The 19,470-nt window shown below is 40.7% G+C and carries 15 protein-coding genes, 1 pseudogene and 1 CRISPR repeat array; of the genes and pseudogenes, 5 read left to right on the top strand and 11 right to left on the bottom strand.

Annotated elements, in window-relative coordinates:
- Positions 1 to 8 precede the first annotated feature (8 nt).
- Positions 9 to 698 carry a hypothetical protein gene (locus tag NLP_RS04160; protein ID WP_104905279.1) on the bottom strand — a complete coding sequence of 230 codons (690 nt, stop codon included), beginning with the start codon at positions 696 to 698 and terminating at the stop codon, positions 9 to 11.
- A gap of 424 nt (positions 699 to 1,122) precedes the next feature.
- Between NLP_RS04160 and NLP_RS04155 the strand changes: the two genes are divergently transcribed.
- Together NLP_RS04155 and NLP_RS04150 are read left to right on the top strand one after the other, a co-directional pair.
- Entirely contained in the window at positions 1,123 to 1,896 is a 774-nt protein-coding gene (locus NLP_RS04155) for a hypothetical protein (RefSeq protein WP_104905278.1), read from the top strand.
- Positions 1,897 to 2,096: 200 nt separating this feature from the next.
- Positions 2,097 to 2,375, top strand: a complete 279-nt coding sequence (locus NLP_RS04150; RefSeq protein ID WP_104909770.1) for a hypothetical protein — start codon at positions 2,097 to 2,099, stop codon at positions 2,373 to 2,375.
- A gap of 130 nt (positions 2,376 to 2,505) precedes the next feature.
- Here NLP_RS04150 and NLP_RS04145 read toward each other — a convergent pair whose 3' ends face one another.
- The 3 genes from NLP_RS04145 to NLP_RS04135 form a co-directional block, all read right to left on the bottom strand.
- Positions 2,506 to 3,396, bottom strand: coding sequence for a hypothetical protein (locus NLP_RS04145; protein WP_104905277.1), 891 nt, complete (start codon positions 3,394 to 3,396; stop codon positions 2,506 to 2,508).
- A 70-nt stretch (positions 3,397 to 3,466) separates the two neighbouring features.
- Positions 3,467 to 4,057: a DUF1517 domain-containing protein gene (locus NLP_RS04140; protein WP_104905276.1), complete on the bottom strand. Its 591-nt coding sequence runs from the start codon at positions 4,055 to 4,057 to the stop codon at positions 3,467 to 3,469.
- Positions 4,058 to 4,120: 63 nt separating this feature from the next.
- Positions 4,121 to 5,683, bottom strand: a complete 1,563-nt coding sequence (locus NLP_RS04135) for a pentapeptide repeat-containing protein (RefSeq protein WP_104909769.1) — start codon at positions 5,681 to 5,683, stop codon at positions 4,121 to 4,123.
- A 70-nt stretch (positions 5,684 to 5,753) separates the two neighbouring features.
- Between NLP_RS04135 and NLP_RS04130 the strand changes: the two genes are divergently transcribed.
- The 3 genes and pseudogenes from NLP_RS04130 to NLP_RS32750 all read left to right on the top strand — a co-directional run.
- Positions 5,754 to 6,590, top strand: coding sequence for a prephenate/arogenate dehydrogenase (locus NLP_RS04130; protein ID WP_104905275.1), 837 nt, complete (start codon positions 5,754 to 5,756; stop codon positions 6,588 to 6,590).
- 207 nt (positions 6,591 to 6,797) lie between these two features.
- Positions 6,798 to 7,094 carry a hypothetical protein gene (locus NLP_RS04125; RefSeq protein ID WP_104905274.1) on the top strand — a complete coding sequence of 99 codons (297 nt, stop codon included), beginning with the start codon at positions 6,798 to 6,800 and terminating at the stop codon, positions 7,092 to 7,094.
- A 399-nt stretch (positions 7,095 to 7,493) separates the two neighbouring features.
- Positions 7,494 to 8,688: a CRISPR direct-repeat array (repeat unit 37 nt; unit sequence ATTGCAATTCATCAAAATCCCTATTAGGGATTGAAAC).
- A gap of 58 nt (positions 8,689 to 8,746) precedes the next feature.
- Positions 8,747 to 8,953, top strand: a pseudogene (locus NLP_RS32750) (gluconolactonase); the annotation flags it as partial.
- On the opposite strand, the gene hetF reads toward NLP_RS32750, so the two are convergent.
- The 7 genes from hetF to NLP_RS04090 all read right to left on the bottom strand — a co-directional run bounded on the left by hetF (position 8,953) and on the right by NLP_RS04090 (position 19,447).
- On the bottom strand, positions 8,953 to 11,499 hold the full coding sequence (hetF, locus tag NLP_RS04120) for a cell division protein HetF (protein ID WP_104905273.1): 2,547 nt from the start codon (positions 11,497 to 11,499) through the stop codon (positions 8,953 to 8,955). The pseudogene NLP_RS32750 and the gene hetF overlap by 1 nt on opposite strands.
- A gap of 966 nt (positions 11,500 to 12,465) precedes the next feature.
- Positions 12,466 to 12,705, bottom strand: coding sequence for a hypothetical protein (locus NLP_RS04115; protein WP_158680273.1), 240 nt, complete (start codon positions 12,703 to 12,705; stop codon positions 12,466 to 12,468).
- 54 nt (positions 12,706 to 12,759) lie between these two features.
- Positions 12,760 to 13,026: a hypothetical protein gene (locus NLP_RS04110; protein ID WP_104905271.1), complete on the bottom strand. Its 267-nt coding sequence runs from the start codon at positions 13,024 to 13,026 to the stop codon at positions 12,760 to 12,762.
- 608 nt (positions 13,027 to 13,634) lie between these two features.
- Positions 13,635 to 14,366 carry an FHA domain-containing protein gene (locus tag NLP_RS04105; RefSeq protein WP_199784758.1) on the bottom strand — a complete coding sequence of 244 codons (732 nt, stop codon included), beginning with the start codon at positions 14,364 to 14,366 and terminating at the stop codon, positions 13,635 to 13,637.
- 645 nt (positions 14,367 to 15,011) lie between these two features.
- On the bottom strand, positions 15,012 to 16,610 hold the full coding sequence (locus NLP_RS04100; protein ID WP_104905269.1) for a serine/threonine-protein kinase: 1,599 nt from the start codon (positions 16,608 to 16,610) through the stop codon (positions 15,012 to 15,014).
- Between the two features lie 471 nt (positions 16,611 to 17,081).
- Positions 17,082 to 17,912 carry a squalene/phytoene synthase family protein gene (locus NLP_RS04095; protein ID WP_104905268.1) on the bottom strand — a complete coding sequence of 277 codons (831 nt, stop codon included), beginning with the start codon at positions 17,910 to 17,912 and terminating at the stop codon, positions 17,082 to 17,084.
- Between the two features lie 1,091 nt (positions 17,913 to 19,003).
- Entirely contained in the window at positions 19,004 to 19,447 is a 444-nt protein-coding gene (locus NLP_RS04090; protein WP_104905267.1) for an acyl-CoA thioesterase, read from the bottom strand.
- Between the last annotated feature and the right edge of the window lie 23 nt (positions 19,448 to 19,470).

Here is a 19,470-nt window from a genome sequence, read left to right as displayed (position 1 = left end):
CTGTGTCCTCAAAGTGCTTTTTTCTGGTTGCGTAAGAATTGCAAACCAGTAGCGCAAACACCAAATGCCAGTAAAGCTGACACAAAATTGGGTTCAGGAACACTAGCAGTAGATACAGAATTGATACCTACAGCAAAGTCTTTATTCGAGTCTACATTATCAGCAAATGAACTATCGGCAGCACCAATAAATATAAATTTTGCATCGATGGGAACTTGCACAATAGCACCATTAAAATCTACACGTGATATGTAAAAAATACTATTGTTTAAACACTGAAATGGAAGACAACCATTAGGAAGAATTGCATTAATAGCACCAGGAACTCTATCAGTCGTTGCGCCATTATACGTTCCGCTGCTTGGTAGCAATTTATTGTCAATACTGAAAGTAGCCCACATTGCACCAAAATATTCGTCAGTCGGATCACCAAAGGGTGAAAAACTGCCAAACCGTTCCAGTTTAATTGTGTCCCCTGAATTAATTCCCAAATCTGTTAGAGAAAAAGGTACGCTATCAGGACTAAATGTATATGAGGAAATAATACTTGCACTGGGGTCGATGTTGAATTTAGCTGCAAAGGCTTGAGCAGAATCAATTTTGAATAATAATATTAAGCTGAAGGCGGTTTTAGCTGTTGCAACTGATAATTTGGTGAATAATTTAGGAATTTTTTGATTAAAAAAAAAGATTGACATAGGGATTTATTAGAAATTATTAATTACTGGAGTTATACAGAAACTGAGGTATCAAGTGATAACTAAGGTATCTTACTGTTTAATTTTTATTTTATTTGTGAGTATATTTAAATACTTAGTCGTAAAAGTATCTTATAAAAGATAAAATTGTCAATCTACCAATAGCTAGTTGACAATTGGTAACAATACTGTACGATTGCTTTTTATCTAAGTTTTGCTTGATGAATTGAAATTTTTTGAATGAAGTACAGTGGAATATGTGCTATTAGAAAAACTATCACAAGGATTCTGAACACAAAAATTTTTGAGGTTTGAATTCCGCACAGTGGGATATGTGCTATTCAAAAAACCATCACAAGCATTTACGTATAACTGCTAGGGTACAGTCATGATCGAGGTATAGTTTCACCGGAGACAGGGTAAGATGTATATCAACTTTTTCATCGGTTCCATTATTGGAATAGTGGTTCCGGTGCTGGTGGCTTTTGGCTTACTGCAATGGTTGCACATACCTACAGGTAACTTTCTTGATTGGGTGATTGGTGGTGCTAGTTTTTGGTGGCTATTGGTAATTGTCACCGTACCGTGGAATGTGCATTTTCAAGCCAAAGAAGTTTTAGCAGAAGCAGCACAATCAACTGAGAAAGGAATTCCAGTTGATGAGAAACAAGTGAAGTATGTGACAGTGTTGGCAAAGCGATCGCTCTGGGTTGCCATTGCTTTACACTTATTCTCTACGGTTGGTCTTTATACCCTTGCTGCCACTGGTATTAGTACGGTTGGGTATATAAGTTCTGGTGCAGCTTTGTTATTAACAATTTTGCGTCCAGCGATTCGGGCTTATGAGTATTTATATGCGCGGTTAGCGATGATTCGCCAAGAATGGAAGTATCCGCGCGAAGATATTTTTGAACTGCGCGATCGCTTCTCTATATTGGAACAAAAAATCCAGTCATTGGAAGATCAACTCAATCCTGAACAACCCTATTCCTTATCTGCAACTCAACAACGTTTTGCCGAAGAAACTCGTAGAGATTTAGCCCGAATTGCGGCTAATTTAGAAGAATTACGGGCGACAAATCAAACAGAACATGAGCGTTTGGGGAGAGAAGCCAGAAATGCGATCGCGCAACTTTCTACCGATGGGCAATTTCTCGATCATGTCCGCGAAATTATTCGATTTTTTAAGACCGCTTAATTATTGCTTTAATAGCTATAGCTGTAGCAGTTCTCGTTTACATGAAGTACATCTTTCAACCTCACCCCCAACCCCTCTCCTTACTAAGGAGAGGGAAGTGTTTGCTTTACTCAAATACGGGGTGAGGTTCCGACTGTATATGTTATAACTTTGTACGAATGATGATTAGTGAAGCTCACATAACTTCAGGAGTACTCACGGTGAATCAGATCCAATTGACTTTAACTATTGGTTACTTATTAATGACGTGCTATTTTTTAACGAATTGGTTAATATTTTCCCTACGTCATTCTGCTTCCAATCCAGAAGATAAATTTTTATCGTTTGTGATGTTTGTGGTAGCAACTATCTTCTGGCCTCTGATGATTCCGATGTCTTGTTTAGAAATGGTTCAACAAAAGCGAATAGACTTTAGTAAAATGATTCCTGTTCTCTTAGCAATATTTGTATTTAGTATTTCATATTACTTAACAGAATAATCAATAATTCCTCCTCACAAATTGCATAGATATTAAAGAGAAGCCGGAGGTTTGACTTGTTACCCTCCGGCTTCTTTATGCACAACTACCTTTACTTGTTAGGCAGTCTATTTATTAAACTTGGAATTTCCTAACGGCGTCTGCTGCCAAAACCACTTGAACGGCGCGGTGCTGTACTACGCCCACTACCAAAACCACTACCAGAATTGCGTCTGGGTGAAGTGGCTCTACCAGAGGGTCGCAAGGTACTACCACCAAAACCAGAACCAGAAGGACGGTTATTACCTGTAGTGCTACGCGGTGTATTGCGTATATTTGAATTTCCAGGATATGACCTTCTAATTGTCCCTGTATTGCGGAAGGCAGTGCGATTTGTCACGGCTGCGGGTGGCGCATTATAGCGAGTTTGGTAGCTTTGAATTGCTTGGCCATAGCTTCCACCATATCCACCAAAGCCACTTAATCCTTGTCCTGGGTAATAGGCAGGGGGTACATAATACTGGGGTCTAAACAACATACTACCAATTGCCTGTCCCGCCAAGCTACCAGCCACAGACCCAGCAAATGGTGCCCAGAAGTTATTTTCTCGACGGACTACAATCGTCTCTTGTTGTCCTGTTTGGGGATTAGTTTTATTCTCGGTAACGTTGTGGACGTACTCAATTTTAAAGTCTTCCGTCAGATATAAAATCGGTTGTCCTTTTTCTACCTTTAGATAGGTTTTCTTACCTTGCTTGATTTCATCATCGGTTAACCGTGCCATTTGCAAATTTTCGGTTGCAAAGGTTGGGGGATTATTGTTAAGTAAAAACAGGCTATACTCACCAGTTGCATCGTCATAAGTAGCTTGTTGTATTTGATACTGCCCGTCACTCAATTTAGTGTTAGTAGAAGTTTGGCTAACGTTCTTAGCTGGAGGGGTAGTGGTATTTTGCTCTCCTGCCCCACAGGCTACAGTTGTCAGGCACAAACTCATAGCTAAAAAAACGGCTGTAAATTTACGTACTATGGTCATGATCATTGGATTATTGTCCTATCTCTGAGCTTAACAATTTATCGATACGAGTAGTAAGTACGGACTACCCAACAGATTACAAAGGAATCAATTCTGGGTAATATTGCAGCAGTTGATCGCTAGTAAGTTCATCGCCTAACTGTGCCGGCGAGAAATGTACTTGGATTGCCTTTAATCTATGTTTATAATGCAAATTTATCAATGCTTTCAATCCTTCCTTGAGCGCCTGAACGTTAGAAAGGTCGGTTTCCAAATCTGGTACTTCTCCTTCATAAGCTACTGTAATCATCACAATGATGTTGCGAGTTACAGGTATCGATAAAGGTTCATTCAATCCATTGGAAGCGTAATTTGGTTCGCTGAGATATCTTTCGGCAGAGTCAGTAAATAATTCATTCACGTAATCTCCTGCCTCACCTTCATTCCAAAATACGTCACCTTCGTTGGCAGCAGAAAGCCAGTATTCATCATATTGCAGCAGGGTTTGGCTAATTTCTACTAATCCTTCTCCTAAAACTTCTAAGTCACCATCAGCATCGATCGCATCCCGTCCAGCACTATTTAATACTCCCAAAATTGGCGCTACTTCACCTCCCCCTAAGTGCAGAAATAGGCGAAACACTACATAGCGAGTTCGACCAATCATTTTATTAAAAATATTGCTCATTTTTTCCTCCAAAATTTTTGTTTTTTGTCATTTGTCATTAGTTCAATGCCCCATCCCGCATAACTAATGACTAATATAATGAAATCCTTTAACAAAATCTATAATAATATCTAATGAAGGTAATATATTTTTTGTTGAATCACTGGACATATCATAAGCTGAAGCATTAAGAGGAGAGCGATTAATAAATCTTTTTCCAAAGTTAGGATGGTCATAAACAATCAAAGTGTGGGCACTGGAATTCGTTAAAACTATTTGGGCTGGAGCTTTACAAAAATTTAATTTTACGGCTACTTCGATATTTTTTTTCATCTGTTTAATTGTTGTAGCCTGATTCATAGCTTGTTCAAAAAGAGTATTTAATTGTTTGACTATATGAGGCGATTTAAAGTTTTGGTTTGCCACAACTTCACTATTAATCATTTCCACTATACTGGAAATATTTTTTTGAGTAGATGCCGCATCTAGAAAGGGAAGAATGACAATGTAAGCTGTGGGAAATAATGCTTCGTCGCTATCTACATGAAAGGTAAAAACAGTCCGGCGACGGCCACTTTCGATACTTGGAGGTTGTTTCAGCCCTCGATATTCTTGAGCGATTTGGTAGTAAGCGCCAGCGATCGCAAAATTAGCTTCATGTTCTAGAACTGCATCAACAATAATCCGAATTGTTGGCGGTGTTTCGTTAAAAAAATCTCGTGACTCTTCAGAATGGAAGTTTTGGACAATGGAGCGATCGCCAGCTGGGCTAAGATCAACCCATTCACAAACCATGCCTTCGGTTTTTAAACCAAACCTGGAAGTGGCATAAAGCTTTGCTCCTGTTAAAGTTGCTCCTGTTAAGTCAGCACCGATCCATTCTGCTCTAATTAATTTTGCCTGAGTTAAATTGGCGTGGACTAAACTTGTATTTGTTAAATTGGCATTGCTTAAATCTGCGCCAATTAAATCAGCCCCGCTCAATTTTGCGCCGCTCAAATCTGCCCACCGGAGATTTGCACCGCTCAAATCTGCCCACCGGAGATTTGCACCACTCAAATCTGCCCCGCTCAAATTAGTATGGCTGAGATTGGCTTGTCTGAGTTCGGCATCTCGCAAATTTGCACCGCTCAAGTCAGAACGACTCAGGTCACTGGCGTTTAAGTTAGCCATCTCCAAATTAGCTCCGGTTAAGGAAGCACCTTTCAAGATCGTCTCACTCAAGTTAGCGTGACGGAGATTCGCTTGGCGGAGTGTAGCCTCTCGCAAATCAGCACTGGTAAGGTCAGCCTCCAACAAATCAGCGCGACTGAGGTCAGCGCGAATTAACTCGGCGCGGATCAATGAAGCTCCTCTGAGTTGAGCGCGACTCAGATCCGCTCGAATCAAATTAGCGACGTTGAGACTGGCGTTGTTAAGGATGGCGCTGCATAGATTCGCGCCACTTAGTCTAGCTACATTCAGCTTGGCATTGCTCAAGTTAGCCTCACTCAGATTCGCGCCACTCAGGTTGACTATACTCAAATTAGCATCGCTCAGATTCACGCCACTGAGTTTGACCCCACTCAGATTGGCTTCTGGGAGGTCAACACCACTAAAGTTTAAGACTCCTGCTGCGTATTGTTCCAGTAATTCCTCTACAGTCATTGATGCTACCCCTTGGATGCCAACTTTAATAGTTGGTAAAGTCATAAAAAACGGAATGTCAAAATCAAAAATGAATATTGGAATTTTAGGATTGGGACTGATAGGCGGATCTTTGGGTTTTGATTTGCGATCGCAAGGACATCATATCTTAGGAGTTAGTCGCCGTGAAGCAACCTGTCAAAAGGCAGTTACCTTGGGGAGTGTTAATGAAGCATCAGTCGATCTGAGCTTGTTAGCAGCCGCAGAAGTTGTATTTATTTGTACACCTCTAGCCCTTATTGTGCCCCAATTTGAACAGTTAGTCGCTTATTTGCCTACCGCTACAGTCGTTACTGATGTGGGTTCGGCGAAAGCACAGATAGTTAAGGATATTTCTCCGCTTTGGGATAATTTTATCGGCGGTCATCCAATGGCGGGAAGAACAGACAGTGGGATAGAAGCTGCACAGCGCGATTTATTTGTTGATAAACCTTATGTATTAACACCGATAACGACAACACCAACTAGTGCAATTACAGTTGTAGAAGAAATTGTGCGATCGCTAGGAGCTAATATCTATTTTTGTCAACCAGAGCAACACGATCGCGCTGTGAGTTGGATTTCCCATTTACCTGTAATGGTCAGTTCCTCGTTGATTGCTGCTTGTTTGAGCGAAACTGACCCCGATGTTTTGCAATTAGCCCAAAAGTTAGCCAGTTCGGGTTTTCGAGATACTAGTCGTGTGGGTGGTGGGAATCCAGAGTTGGGCGTAATGATGGCGCGGTATAATCGTCAAGCATTGCTGCGATCGCTACAACAATATCGTCAAAACCTTGATGAGTTGACTAACTTAATTGAGCAAGAAAATTGGCCAGTTTTAGAGGAAAAGTTCAAATCAAGGCAACAGGCACGACCTGATTTTGTTTAATAGTTTTCGGGTGCGTTTAGTTATGGATAACGTACCCATTTTTTAATTTAGTGAGTTAATTAATAAAGTTTGTTGGCTGCTTTTTTGTCGAAACAACTCTTCACAGCTACTCAGAAATTCCAACAATAAAATCTTTAAAAATGCTACTCAACAGTCTGATAGTCACCAAATCGATGTACCATACAGATAAATTTACAAAAATCAACAATGGTAGAACGTCCAATTAAGAAATCGGAACGTCAGTCTCAAGCAAGCGCTGACAGCAATTCCGAAAATTCGGATTCTGTAACCCCTATTGAATCCAACCCCAAAAGCTCAAAACCGAGCCGCGATCGCTCGTCTGACAAAGGGAAAAAAGGATCATCATCTAGAGATGAAAGCAGGCAACCGGTGAATCCGGCACTAGCGCGCGGCCCAAAACCTGTTAAACCACCAGCCCCCAAAGTTGAAACAGAAGAACTTGAAACAGAATCAGAATCTATCTCTGAGGAGTCTCAAGACTAACATTACAAGTGTTGTTGTGTGTGATGTGGGAGGCTATAAGCATATAAAGACTGGGATTTCTGGCTCCGAAGGCAGCGATCGCGCCCCCCATCACCATTAGGTTATTTTTAGCGATCGCATCTCTCAGAGAGTTCCTGTATGTCAAATGCGCGAATGGGTAGGTGTACAAATTCCACAGCCACAAAAAAGTGCTTCTATCTCAATACCGGCAAGCATTTCACCCTACTCATCACCCAATTATCATCCGCGCAATCTCTGAAATGCTCACAAAAACTAGGGTGTCAGTCTTTAATCTTTCCCGGCACTCTTCCCAAAGGAATTCTCTAATGCTATGATTGCTCCAGAATCGCGCAACCGCACCTTGAAAACTAAATATAGCTTGGCTTTGCGGCTTCCGCTATTGCAATTCATCAAAATCCCTATTAGGGATTGAAACAAAAGCTGTATCTATAGCTGCATAGTCCATACCATTGCAATTCATCAAAATCCCTATTAGGGATTGAAACATATTTTTCCTACGTTTATATGAAAAAAGCGATATTGCAATTCATCAAAATCCCTATTAGGGATTGAAACGTAGTTTGGCGATATCTGCTTTAGACTGCTCAACATTGCAATTCATCAAAATCCCTATTAGGGATTGAAACGTAGGTGCTGCCCTTCGTGGTAGTTGAATTTTGGTATTGCAATTCATCAAAATCCCTATTAGGGATTGAAACAAAAAACCACGGTTCCTTAAGAGGTGTTCGCAATAAAATTGCAATTCATCAAAATCCCTATTAGGGATTGAAACAAATATACCATTCCAACCACTGCCATTGTTGAACGAATTGCAATTCATCAAAATCCCTATTAGGGATTGAAACAATTGATTTTGAGCTTGTTTACGCCCTTGTATAAAATTGCAATTCATCAAAATCCCTATTAGGGATTGAAACAGAAAATTACTTGGTAAAAATGCTGAAAAGGCAGTAATTGCAATTCATCAAAATCCCTATTAGGGATTGAAACAGATATTTCTGATTACCCTGCCGTCTTAACGGCTATGATTGCAATTCATCAAAATCCCTATTAGGGATTGAAACTTTAAAATCCTTTTACGAAAAGGATGAAGCAGAACATTGCAATTCATCAAAATCCCTATTAGGGATTGAAACAACCTTGATATTTACAATAATGCAAAAAACCACATTAAATTGCAATTCATCAAAATCCCTATTAGGGATTGAAACTCGCCTATAACATCCTCCATCCCCGGATACATCGCATATTGCAATTCATCAAAATCCCTATTAGGGATTGAAACAATGGCAGGAATCTATTAAGGAAAAAGCTTTAAATATTGCAATTCATCAAAATCCCTATTAGGGATTGAAACAACTTACAGATTCAGCAGGTAACAAGTCTGACAATTGCAATTCATCAAAATCCCTATTAGGGATTGAAACTAGTATCTTAAAAAGTTGTATACTTGCAAAGTAGAATTGCAATTCATCAAAATCCCTATTAGGGATTGAAACATTAAAATCAGTTCCCCCAAACTGTAAATCATTAAAAATTGCAATTCATCAAAATCCCTATTAGGGATTGAAACTTTTAATTAACTCTTCAGACTTGTTACCAGTCTGATTGCAATTCATCAAAATCCCTATGAAATTTTTGTTGAGCAAACTAATATTAATGACTTCGCCTTTGACGTGGAAGGCAATCTTTATGGAGCAACGCACATATACAACAGTGTGGTGCGAATTGCAAGCGATCGCAGTAGTACTATTATTGCTCAAGCCGAGGCAGGTGTAATTGATAGCACATCTGTGGCTTTTGGTCAAACTGAGAGCGATCGCTCCACCACAATATATTACTGTTCTTCACCTTTTTCTTGAAGAAGCGATCGCCAATCTTCAATCGCCTTCTCCGTCCACAGCCAATTTTTAGCTAATTTATCTACCTGAAAATTTTCTGGATCGGACTTGAGAACCGTTTGCCGCAACTTGATCGCTTCGTTCAGATACTGTGTTTGCTTGCCATTAGATTGACTAAGTGCAGATTTATACAATCCCAGAGCTAAACCAGCATAAGAAGTTAAAGCATCTTGAGGAACTGCTGTATTTCGAGATGTTGAATTTGTGTTCTGTTCTTTGAGAGCTAAATTCAAAGCCTTGAACCAAGAATCATTGGCTCGATTCAGATTGCCTTCTGTGTAATAGGCAAATCCCAAAGCATTATTATACAAAAGCGATTCGGGTTTAGCTTTGGCAGCAGTTTCCCAATAACGACGAGCATCATCGACACTATAGTTATTGTCTCCAGTTTGGATAGACTGCCACGCCAATCTTCCCTTGTAAAAATTCACAGATGGATCGTCAGCTTGTTTACTGGGAATTAGTTTTAAAGAAGTTTCAGCCGCAGCCAGTGCGCCCCGATTGAGTAGTTCTTCTACAGCCAATAAGCCACCTTGCAAGTCACCCTGGCTCAATTTTTCCGTAGCAGTAGTGGTGACAATTCCAGTCGCTTCTATTTCTAAATCGATATTCGGCTGCTTTTGAATCGGTCGAGAATCAGGTAGAGACTGGGTGGGAATTTCTGGTATTTTAGGCAGTGCTTGGGGGCGATTTTGCCACCACCAATTTAAACCGATCGCAGCTGCTAATGCACTGATCCCCACAACACCCACAATCGGCCACAGCTGACGGCGACGGGTACGATTTCTTGGTGGGGGTGGTTGCGATGCCTGCGGCGGGCTATGCCTACGCGAAAAATTAGAATTTTGCCAATTTTCTTCAAGGTTCCCAGGAGTTGCAGGTGGCGGTGGGGGAACTTCTCCCCACAAATCTGCTGACTCTTCTGAGGAAGTCATTTCTTCTGAAATCTGGCTTTGGTGAAGACTATTTTCGCGAATTTGTCGATCCGGTTCAGTTGCAGCTTTTTGGTTATCTAGCTGACGAAACAAATCCGAAACGATCGCAGAATCCTCTTCATAGCTGGGGTCATCATACTCAATTTCATCAACCAGATCGCCCCAAGTATCTTCACCCAGCCAGTCCAACCCAGAAGAGTCCCGCGTCAAACCAGAAGGAATCATGTCCTCCATTCCTAAAGGTATCTCGCTATCATCGACCATAGGAGAGTACATTGTAGAAGTTGCCCCTAAAGGCGAACTATACTGATTCAGCGACTCCGTACTTGCGGATACCTCAGTTTCCTGACTCAGAAAACCGTCAAATTCTGGCTGGAGATATAAAATCGGTAATGCCCAGTACATCTGGAGAGAACCATAAGCAGAAATTAATCCTTGGCGCACCCGACTGACGCACAAATCTACTGGATATCCCTGACTTAAGTTGCGGTAAAACAATTGTGTGAGCGTTAACGCCACTTCATCAGGAATCCGTTCTGACATCGCCAAAACGCTTCTAATTCCGCGCTTCACCAGACTTTCCGCTAAGTTTCGTTCGCCAGTATCTCCAGAGGAATTGGACGCTGCTATGTACGCGCCCAAGCAGGAATTAAACACTGCCATTTGGATATTATTGTTGACGAGCAAACCTGCCAAATCGTCCCCAGTCAATATTTCTGTTAAGCCAGTTCTGCGACTAACAAGATAAATTTCTCCGCCATTTGCGCCTAAGTTACTATGACCAGAGTAGTGGAGAACGTGGTATCTACCTTGTTCTAGGGCTTGCGTCAGTTCTTCCCGTCCTGGTTGATCTAATACAGTGAGTTCAATTTCAGGGAAACGATTGCGACCTTCACCAGATCGTGACGTTTGACGGTGAAGTTCCGCTTGCAGTTTAATCGCTTCCTGTTTCTGTAAGTCAAGACGGACTTGATCTGAGGGAGAAGCAATTACCATCAAGACTTTGACACCAACTTGTTCAAGTGGTGTGGGCATATTTTGCGTAGGCGTAGCCCCCCGCAGGGATCGCAAAGGAGAAGCCCCTAAAATTCCACTTTGGAAGCGAGAAAAAGCTACATAAGGCCCAGTAGCCAGAGGGCGATCGCCTGCGTGCATCACTTCCCAAGGCAAACGAGCTAACCTAGTGTCTTTTAACCCTAAACGTAAGCGTAGTACTTGTTGGTGATTCTGGGCAATACCTTGGGCAGTAATCCAACTATCTCTGAGAGTGCCTTGAAATAGGGCATTATAAAATTGTTGACCCAATGCCACCAAATTCACAGAGTTTCTGGCGATATCGCTTTCATGCCCGCCAGAGGTAAATGGATCTCCTTGCAACACCGAATTCAACGGGTCATTCATCAAATGCCCAGCAGCCATCAACCAATCAGCTATAGGCCAAGTCACCAATTCTTCTGCCAATGGTACCCCAGGCGCGACTTGTTCCGTCCGCACCAAGTAGTCATTTTGCCCTACTGGGGTTACGGAAATATGGAATTCCTGGGTCACAACTTCTCCTGTCCGCCTCCTAAATCTGGTTTGAAACGCGAAAGTTTCAAGTCGATTTTTCGCTTCCTCTGATAATTTAGATGCATCGCGCCCCTGAATGTTTCTGATTCGGTGTTGTTTTGGTTTTTCTGCCTCTACAACTTTATCCGGATCGGATTACTTGGGTCTAGAACACTTAATTGGTAGATGCACCTTGATCTTCAACTCCCCTAGTTGGCTAACACCCACTGGGGGTTTTTTTATTTTTGGCAAACAACAGCAACTTCTGACGCAGATATTCTCTACCAGAAAATAGTGCTTAATCCTAGAATACTTGATTAATAGATGGATGTCCCTCGATCTTTAACTCTCCTAATTGAGTTAATATCCACTTTTGTTTTTTTTGACACAAGACAACAATCAATTTTTTAATAAATTTATCCGGAGCATGGTGGTTAAACCTAGAACATTTAAGTGGTAGATGCACCCTGATAACTAGCTCCCCTGGTTGGCTAACGCCCACTGGGGGTTTTTTTATGAAAATTGAGTGCTATTGATTAACCCTGACACACCCATTTTGTAAAACAGCGCACCGAGCGTTTAATTGGTAGGTCTGTCCTGATACCTAACCCCTCTGAGGTTTTTCTTCGAGCGATAAACAGTAACAACTTCAACCTCTGCTAATTTATCCGGTAGCGACCCATTTGTTTTAGAAAAGATTATTGGTAGATGCACCCTGATAACTCACTCCCCTGGTTGGTTAACACCCACTGGGGGTTTTTTCTAGTTGCGTCACCGATAACCAATGCGTCTTGTAGAGAAATGTTAGCGAGTCTTTTCCTCTCAGAGACGCTACGCGTAGCTTGCTTCTCCATAGAGGTACGAGCTTCACAGCCTGTTGTAGACATCGCCTCTGATTTAGTTCTTTTTTCCCGGAAGATGCTGGCTACCCCTAGAAAAGATTATTGGTAGATGCACCCTGATAACTCACTCTCCTAGTAGGTTAACACCCACTGGGGGTTTTTTATTTAAAAAAATAACTGATCCTGATAACTCACTCCCCTGATAGGTTAACACCCACTGGGAGTTTTTTCTACTAGTTGCGTTACCAATAGCGATCGCAAATGCGTCTTGCAGAGAAATCTTAGCGAGTCTTTTCCTCTCAGAGATGATACGCGTAGCTTGCTTTTCCATACAGGTATGAGCGTCACAGCCTGTTGTAGACATCGCCTCTGATTTAGTTCATTTTTCCCGGAAGATGCTGGTTGCCCCTAGAAAAGATTATTGGTAGATGCACCCTGATAACTCACTCTCCCAGTAGGTTAACACCCACTGGGGGTTTTTTTTATTTAAAAAAATAACTGACCCTGATAACTCACTCCCCTGATAGGTTAACACCCACTGGGAGTTTTTTCTACTAGTTGCGTTACCAATAGCGATCGCAAATGCGTCTTGCAGAGAAATCTTAGCGAGTCTTTTCCTCTCAGAGATGATACGCGTAGCTTGCTTTTCCATACAGGCATGAGCGTCACAGCCTGTTGTAGACATCGCCTCTGATTTAGTTCATTTTTCCCGGAAGATGCTGGTTGCCCCTAGAAAAGATTATTGGTAGATGCACCCTGATAACTCACTCTCCTAGTAGGTTAACACCCACTGGGGGTTTTTTTATTCAAAAAATAACTGACCTTTGTCCAAATTTATCCGGAGTATGGTCTTCAACCTGAGAACATTTAATTGGTAGATGCACCCTGATAACTAACTCCCCTGGTTGGCTAACGCTCACTGGGGGTTTTTTTTGGCGTAGACGCGTAGCAGTGAGCCACATAACTGGAGTACATCACTTTTGTTACTACTGCTGGTAGACCTTGAGTATCCTCCTGTTGCCAGGATAGAGCATAACTTGCTCACTCAATCCCTAAATCGCTTTCTTTTTATTTTGAGCTAGAAATGCCACTCCAAAATGATTGCTATGATATTTAATCAAACTCTTAATTTTTTTTATATATTTTGAGGAGTTCCCTATTCCTTGTTCCTTTTTAACTTTCACTATTTGTCTGCTTGTCTGTCTCAGCAAACTTTACCTTCTTACTCAGCACAGACTAACAAACTAAATGTTAAGCTACCGCTAACAGCACGCCTGAAGCAATTGAAAAATGCTAGAAGTTCCAATTTGTAATCTGGCTGGGATTAGACGGTATTTGTGTGGTGAACAGGCGGTCTAAAATTTCTGATTTCTGTTCTGAACTGAAGTTGTCATATCCGAAATTTCTGAAAGCCTCTAAATTAGAATCTGATTTTTCAGTTAGAGATTTTTGTCTATTCGGGGAATAAGTAAGCATATCTACTGTATGATTATTCCTTCGATGCACAAGCTGCATCAATAAATCCATTGCAACAGTTGGCAGAACACGGTAGGTATAATTCACAAAAAAATCAAAAGTCATATTTCCTAGACGGATGCGATCGCCATCTTTGAGCTTGATCGGCCTAAGAGCGCGATTACCATTCACAAACGAGCCATTGGTACTGTTAAAATCAATTAAGTAAAAGCCTTGCTCGTCAATATGCTGAATAGCAGCGTGGCGACGAGACAGATGACTGTCAGCAATGTAAATACCACTGTTGCGATTACGACCTATCGTCCAGATTTGTTGTGGCTGTCGTAAACTTTGAGTCTGATTGTCGCCCAAGTTAGTCATCAGATAAACAGCAGTATTATCCACTACACCATGTACGTACCCCGCCTTGACTCTCTTCAACGACGGTTGAGATAGGTTTTCTAGCTGAAGAATTTCATCTAGAAGGCTGCTGTGGTGTTCATACAACTTGAGGAATACTTGATATAAAGTTAATCGGCGTTCTATTTCCGTTTGTGCAAAGTCAGTCATTATACGTAAACCTGATACTACCTGATTTCGGTTGTGGTATACTTTTCCAGCCTACAATCAGGGATAATTGATTTTTTGCTTTTTGCTGCCATCTGAAAAATTTAGTGGTTTAGATCATTCTATTTTAAAAATTTTAGGTGTGAGATTCCCTTTTCTTTATAGCCATAAAAAGCATGAAAATATATTTAGAAAATTATTATGCTTTATTGTTTATTGTAAATAATCATTTGTTATTTGTAACAGATAAAAATCATAAAGATTTCATGAAGTATTGACAAATATCTACGTATTTTTACTAAATATTTGGATATTTCTTAATATTAGTGATATTGATGACTATCGCTCAACCTAAACATTATATATATTTGGTCAATTCTGAATAAATTTAAGTTTTTATCGAGAAGAATCAGGGCTAATTTTCCCAGATATAAGAAAAGTTCAGCCTTGTGACTCTGATAAAATAAGAGTTTTAAAATTGTTAATAAAAATGGAGAACTTCAAAACAGAGAGGTTAAGGCTATTCTGCTAATCTAGAATCTAATATTAGGAGAATATTCGGATAGAAGTACAGCGACAAGAGAGGCTATTCCCGGCGAATTGGGAAACCCCATCCGTCTATAGGCTGGGGTAGTTCACACTTTAAAATCACAACAAGCCTCGTTTACCATTGGGACGCACGGTCATCCAATTTGTTTTTGCTAGTGCTAGCTGCTCATCAGAAATTTTGGCACTGGTGAGATTAGCACCACACAGATTAGCTCCTCGGAGGTTAGCATTACTGAGATAAGCATTGCTAAGGTCTGCACCTCGCAGGTCTGCTCCTTCTAAATCAGCATGGTTAAAGTATGCTTTGCTCAAATTAGCATCTTTAAGATTTGCTCGAGTGAGACTGGCTCTGCCAAAGTCACTATTGTGAAGATTAGCTCCCTGAAGATTGGTTTTTTGCAATTGAGCAGAATGGAAATTTGTTTGAGATAAATCAGCACCTTGCAGATTCAGCAAATTTAAATTGTGTAAGGCAAAATCCCGTCTTCCCTTCAGATAGGCTGTTAATAAACCTTGGGTATCTAACTTCCGCCCAACTTTAGAATTTTGAACTTGTGAACCATTGCTGTTGCTAGTGAAAGTCGTTGATTTGGCCATCCCAAAACCCTGGTGTAATCCTGCGGCTTCCGTCTTGGCTCGTCTAGCACGAATTGCAGCCGCTACCTGTGCTACTCCGGCACTGGTAACAGCAGTAGAAGGGTGATTAGATAAAACAGCAGAATTTTCTAGGTAATTATGTGTTCGCTCTTTAGATCCATTATCAGATTTAATCAGCAAACCCTTTGCTAAACTATCTAAGTATGGTTCTATTTCCAATGCTCTAAGAACTTCTACCGCTGACTGATAGCGATTACGTACAGACACCTCTAACATTTTTCGTAACACATTGCCCAAGTGATCGCTCACTTGCACAAGCTGCTCCCACATCATCTCGCCAGTATTGGGATTGTAATCTAAATCTTTAGGAGTTTTGCTAGTCAGTAAATAAATGCATGTTACCCCCAATGCATAAATATCACTGGCGTAGACTGGACGCATAGCCATTTGCTCTGGAGGTGCAAAACCAGGAGTACCAATAGCATACGCAGTTAATGCTGTCTGTCCTGATGGACTTGTCGCACTTTGGCTAATTTGGTTTTTGACGGCACCAAAGTCGATGAGTACCATTCTGGCATCTTGAGTGCGGCGAATTAAGTTGGCTGGCTTGATATCACGGTGAATCACCTTTTGCTCGTGGATGTATTGCAACAGTGGCAAAATCTCGCTCAAAAATTGCTTGACTCCAGTTTCGCTCAAGATGCCGTTAAGTTTGACCTCCTCTTGCAAGGTATCGCCACTGATATATTCTTGAACTAAGTAGAATTGCTCATGATCTTCAAAATAGTCTAATAATCTTGGTACTTGGGGATGATTGCCAATCTTACCTAGAGTTTTGGCTTCTCGTTCAAAGAGTTCTCTGGCCATCTGCAAAACGTGTGGGGCGCTTCCTGATGGGCGTAATTGTTTGATGACGCAACTCGGTTCTCCTGGTAAGCCTTGATCGTTGGCTAGGAAGGTCGCTCCAAAGCCACCCTGACCTAATGGTTTGATCACCTGATAGCGATCGCGCAACAGTAGTTGCGAGCCACAAGACTGACACCTTTGGCTATATACCAAATTTTCTGGATTGGAACAGGTAGGATTTAAGCAGTAGCTCATGCACTCTCAACTCGCTGCACGAATAATCACGGGGAGTGTTATACTCCCTTTCAATTATTTAGACATTAATCAACTCTTGCCAGGTAATTTTTGCTGGAAATCCTTTGAAGAGTTCCTAAAGTTTAGCTGAAATTACGTAAAGCGATCGCTAAACAAGATTATTTATTATACTTAAATTGGCAAATAGTGTTTATCCTACTTTATACCAATTTGTAATTCCTAATGACGCTCTCTTAAGGCTTGTGACGTGCATCGTGCTGCTATCCCATTGAAAAAGTCAGCTTTAATCTGGGTTTTTGCATGAGAGAATTAGTATTTAAAGGTATTGGAGGGCAGTGCCCAACGCCAGTTACTATACTTGGGGAGACTCCCAAGACCGCACTGGCTCCCCTACAGAAAATCGCTGTAGGATTTTGGATGCCCAAATTTGGAGGCAATTTAGAATCATCTCCATTAGTCGTTAACAGATTATTAGCTAGCTTTCATGTTCACACTAATCAGCTGTTCGATTAGTGCAAAAACATCACTGCGGCTGAGTTTCTCTTTACCATTAGCAAGGGCGTCAAGAGTGCCGTTTGCCAAGGTGAAGGGGATTTGACAAAAATCTAAGGCTGGCCCCGTAGGAAGGTCTTTGATATAAGCTTCTGCCAGACCTAGATTGCGCCGGGCATACTCTTGCATCTTTTCTGCACTCCAACCTTCTGGGAAGAATTCTACCCCACGCCCCAAATCTTCAGTATGATTACGCAAGATATTAACTGCTTGTAAACCTCGACCAAAACCAATTGCCTGGGTACGGTTCGTTTGTGTTCCATCATACCAAGTCCACAAGTCAGAAAGTAACAGTCCCACTGCACCTGCAACTCCAAAGGTATAACGATCCAAATCAGATTCTGTGTAAATTTTCCAGTTTCTTTCTGCCCAGTAAGCCATTCGGTCTGCCATTGCAGCAGTGGCATCCCAAATTCGAGGTGCAATGGTGTCTGGTGCTAGCAGTGACCATTCTCTAATCCTCAAAGTGACTTCTTCTAATGAATTCTCATACCCACTAAATCCTGCAAAGAAAGCATCTACCGCGAAGCCATCAACTCCTGCCTGTAATGTCAGGCTAATGGTTCTTAACAGCTTTGCTTTAGTAGCGTTATCTAGTTCGGGATGATCTTCAATTTCATCAATAGCACGCATACACAAATATGCTGATGCTACCGCTTCTTGCAATCCTGGCGGTAAAACACTAATTGGGATATAAAAAGTTCGGCTAGTTTCTTTGAGGATTTGCAATGCATCTCTACGTAAATTCATGTTTTCACTCCCCACTTGATTTTGGCACCAGATGAAGTTTGCAATTTTTTGATGATACTGGATATAGTTTTGACTAAACCTTAAAAACTATAGACTATAAGATACGCTAGTATTTCATTTAAAAATTGATAGTTTTTGGTGTTGCAATTAACAAAACTCTCAAATTTATCAAAGTCTAGTCTAGTATAGAGGTTTTTGGATGCAAAAGTGTTTGGAGTGTCGTTTAATAGAGCTTTCATCAACTTTTAGCATAGATATAAAGAATTATGGTAATATTTGGTTGGATATGACGAAATTTTTCCATAAGCAAACATCCATTTTAGCGATTTGAAAGTGCTTTAAGTCTGCGTTAATCTGACTAACAAAGTGTAATTATTGTATATATAAAGACAATTCAGGAAAAGCTGACAATGGATAACAGCATTTGTACATACCTTTAGATGGGTACAGTGGTTTACCAAAGAGTTAGGGTTCAGTTAAATTGGACGACATATAAAGCTGCAATGCCTGAGTTAGACTATACCTAATTGATTGGAGTCAGAACCGCCTTGCTATTCAAAGTGACATAAAGTGACCAAAACTCAAAACAAGAAGTTCCCGTATATTTACGAGATTGACAATAAAAAAGTTGGCTGTTTGCCCACTCAACATAATATTTGTGAATATTTGACCTCTCATATCATGTCCGCTTGATTGCTTATTAAACCCGAATAACCCCAAAGAGCTTAAGCTACACTTCCTCTCTCCTCCTTGCTTGTCTACGCTGCACACACAAGTCTTAAAAACCTAAGCTTTGATGAGGTTTTCCTCGTTCCCATACTCTACATGGGAATCAGAGGAATAGTAAATCGAGCTTTTTTCGACTTGTGTACATGCTAGCCCCGCTTACAGAGAGGGGATTAAGGAGAACCATCAAGAAATTAGTAAGTTTTTAGAGACCCCTCCCAAGCTGCTCTTAGCAAGGGAGGTGCCGCAGGTAGTGGAGTTCTTTTGCGTATTCATGAAGAATCGGTCTTATAGTCGAGATTATATTGACAAACAAACCGAACAGTCTCTAAAAACTCGAAAAAATATTGAAGTATTCCTAATTATTAAATTTTTTGAATCCCTTGTTGATACTGTAAATATTTTTTCTGTAATTCCTCTGGAATGGGAATAAGACGATTATTTTGCAGATTGACAAAACCACCCTTCTGGCTAGCCACTGCTGCTAACTCATTGTTAGATAAAATTTCAGCTTGCACAGTCCACTTTAAGCGTCCTAAACTACTCAGCCATAAACGTCCAATTACCCGATCAATAATCTTTATCGGACGTTTATATTCAATTTCAGTTCCGGCTAGAATCGGTGTATATCCTAGCTCAATTTGTTGATTGAGTTGCCAATGTTCATCTAAAAACTTTAGACGTAAATCCTCTAGCCATCTGATATATACGATATTACTCACAATTCCCATAAAATCAATGTCGTATGTTTTTACAGGAATTGCTAATACTACTTCTAATGGTCTGTGTAAGTTGTTATTTACTAGCATTATTTATCTTAATATTTTTTAAT

The sequence above is a fragment of the Nostoc sp. 'Lobaria pulmonaria (5183) cyanobiont' genome (genome assembly GCF_002949795.1).
GTDB lineage: Bacteria > Cyanobacteriota > Cyanobacteriia > Cyanobacteriales > Nostocaceae > Nostoc.
The sequence above is the reverse complement of the archived record's forward strand: the minus strand, read 5'-3'. Positions and strand labels throughout refer to the sequence as shown.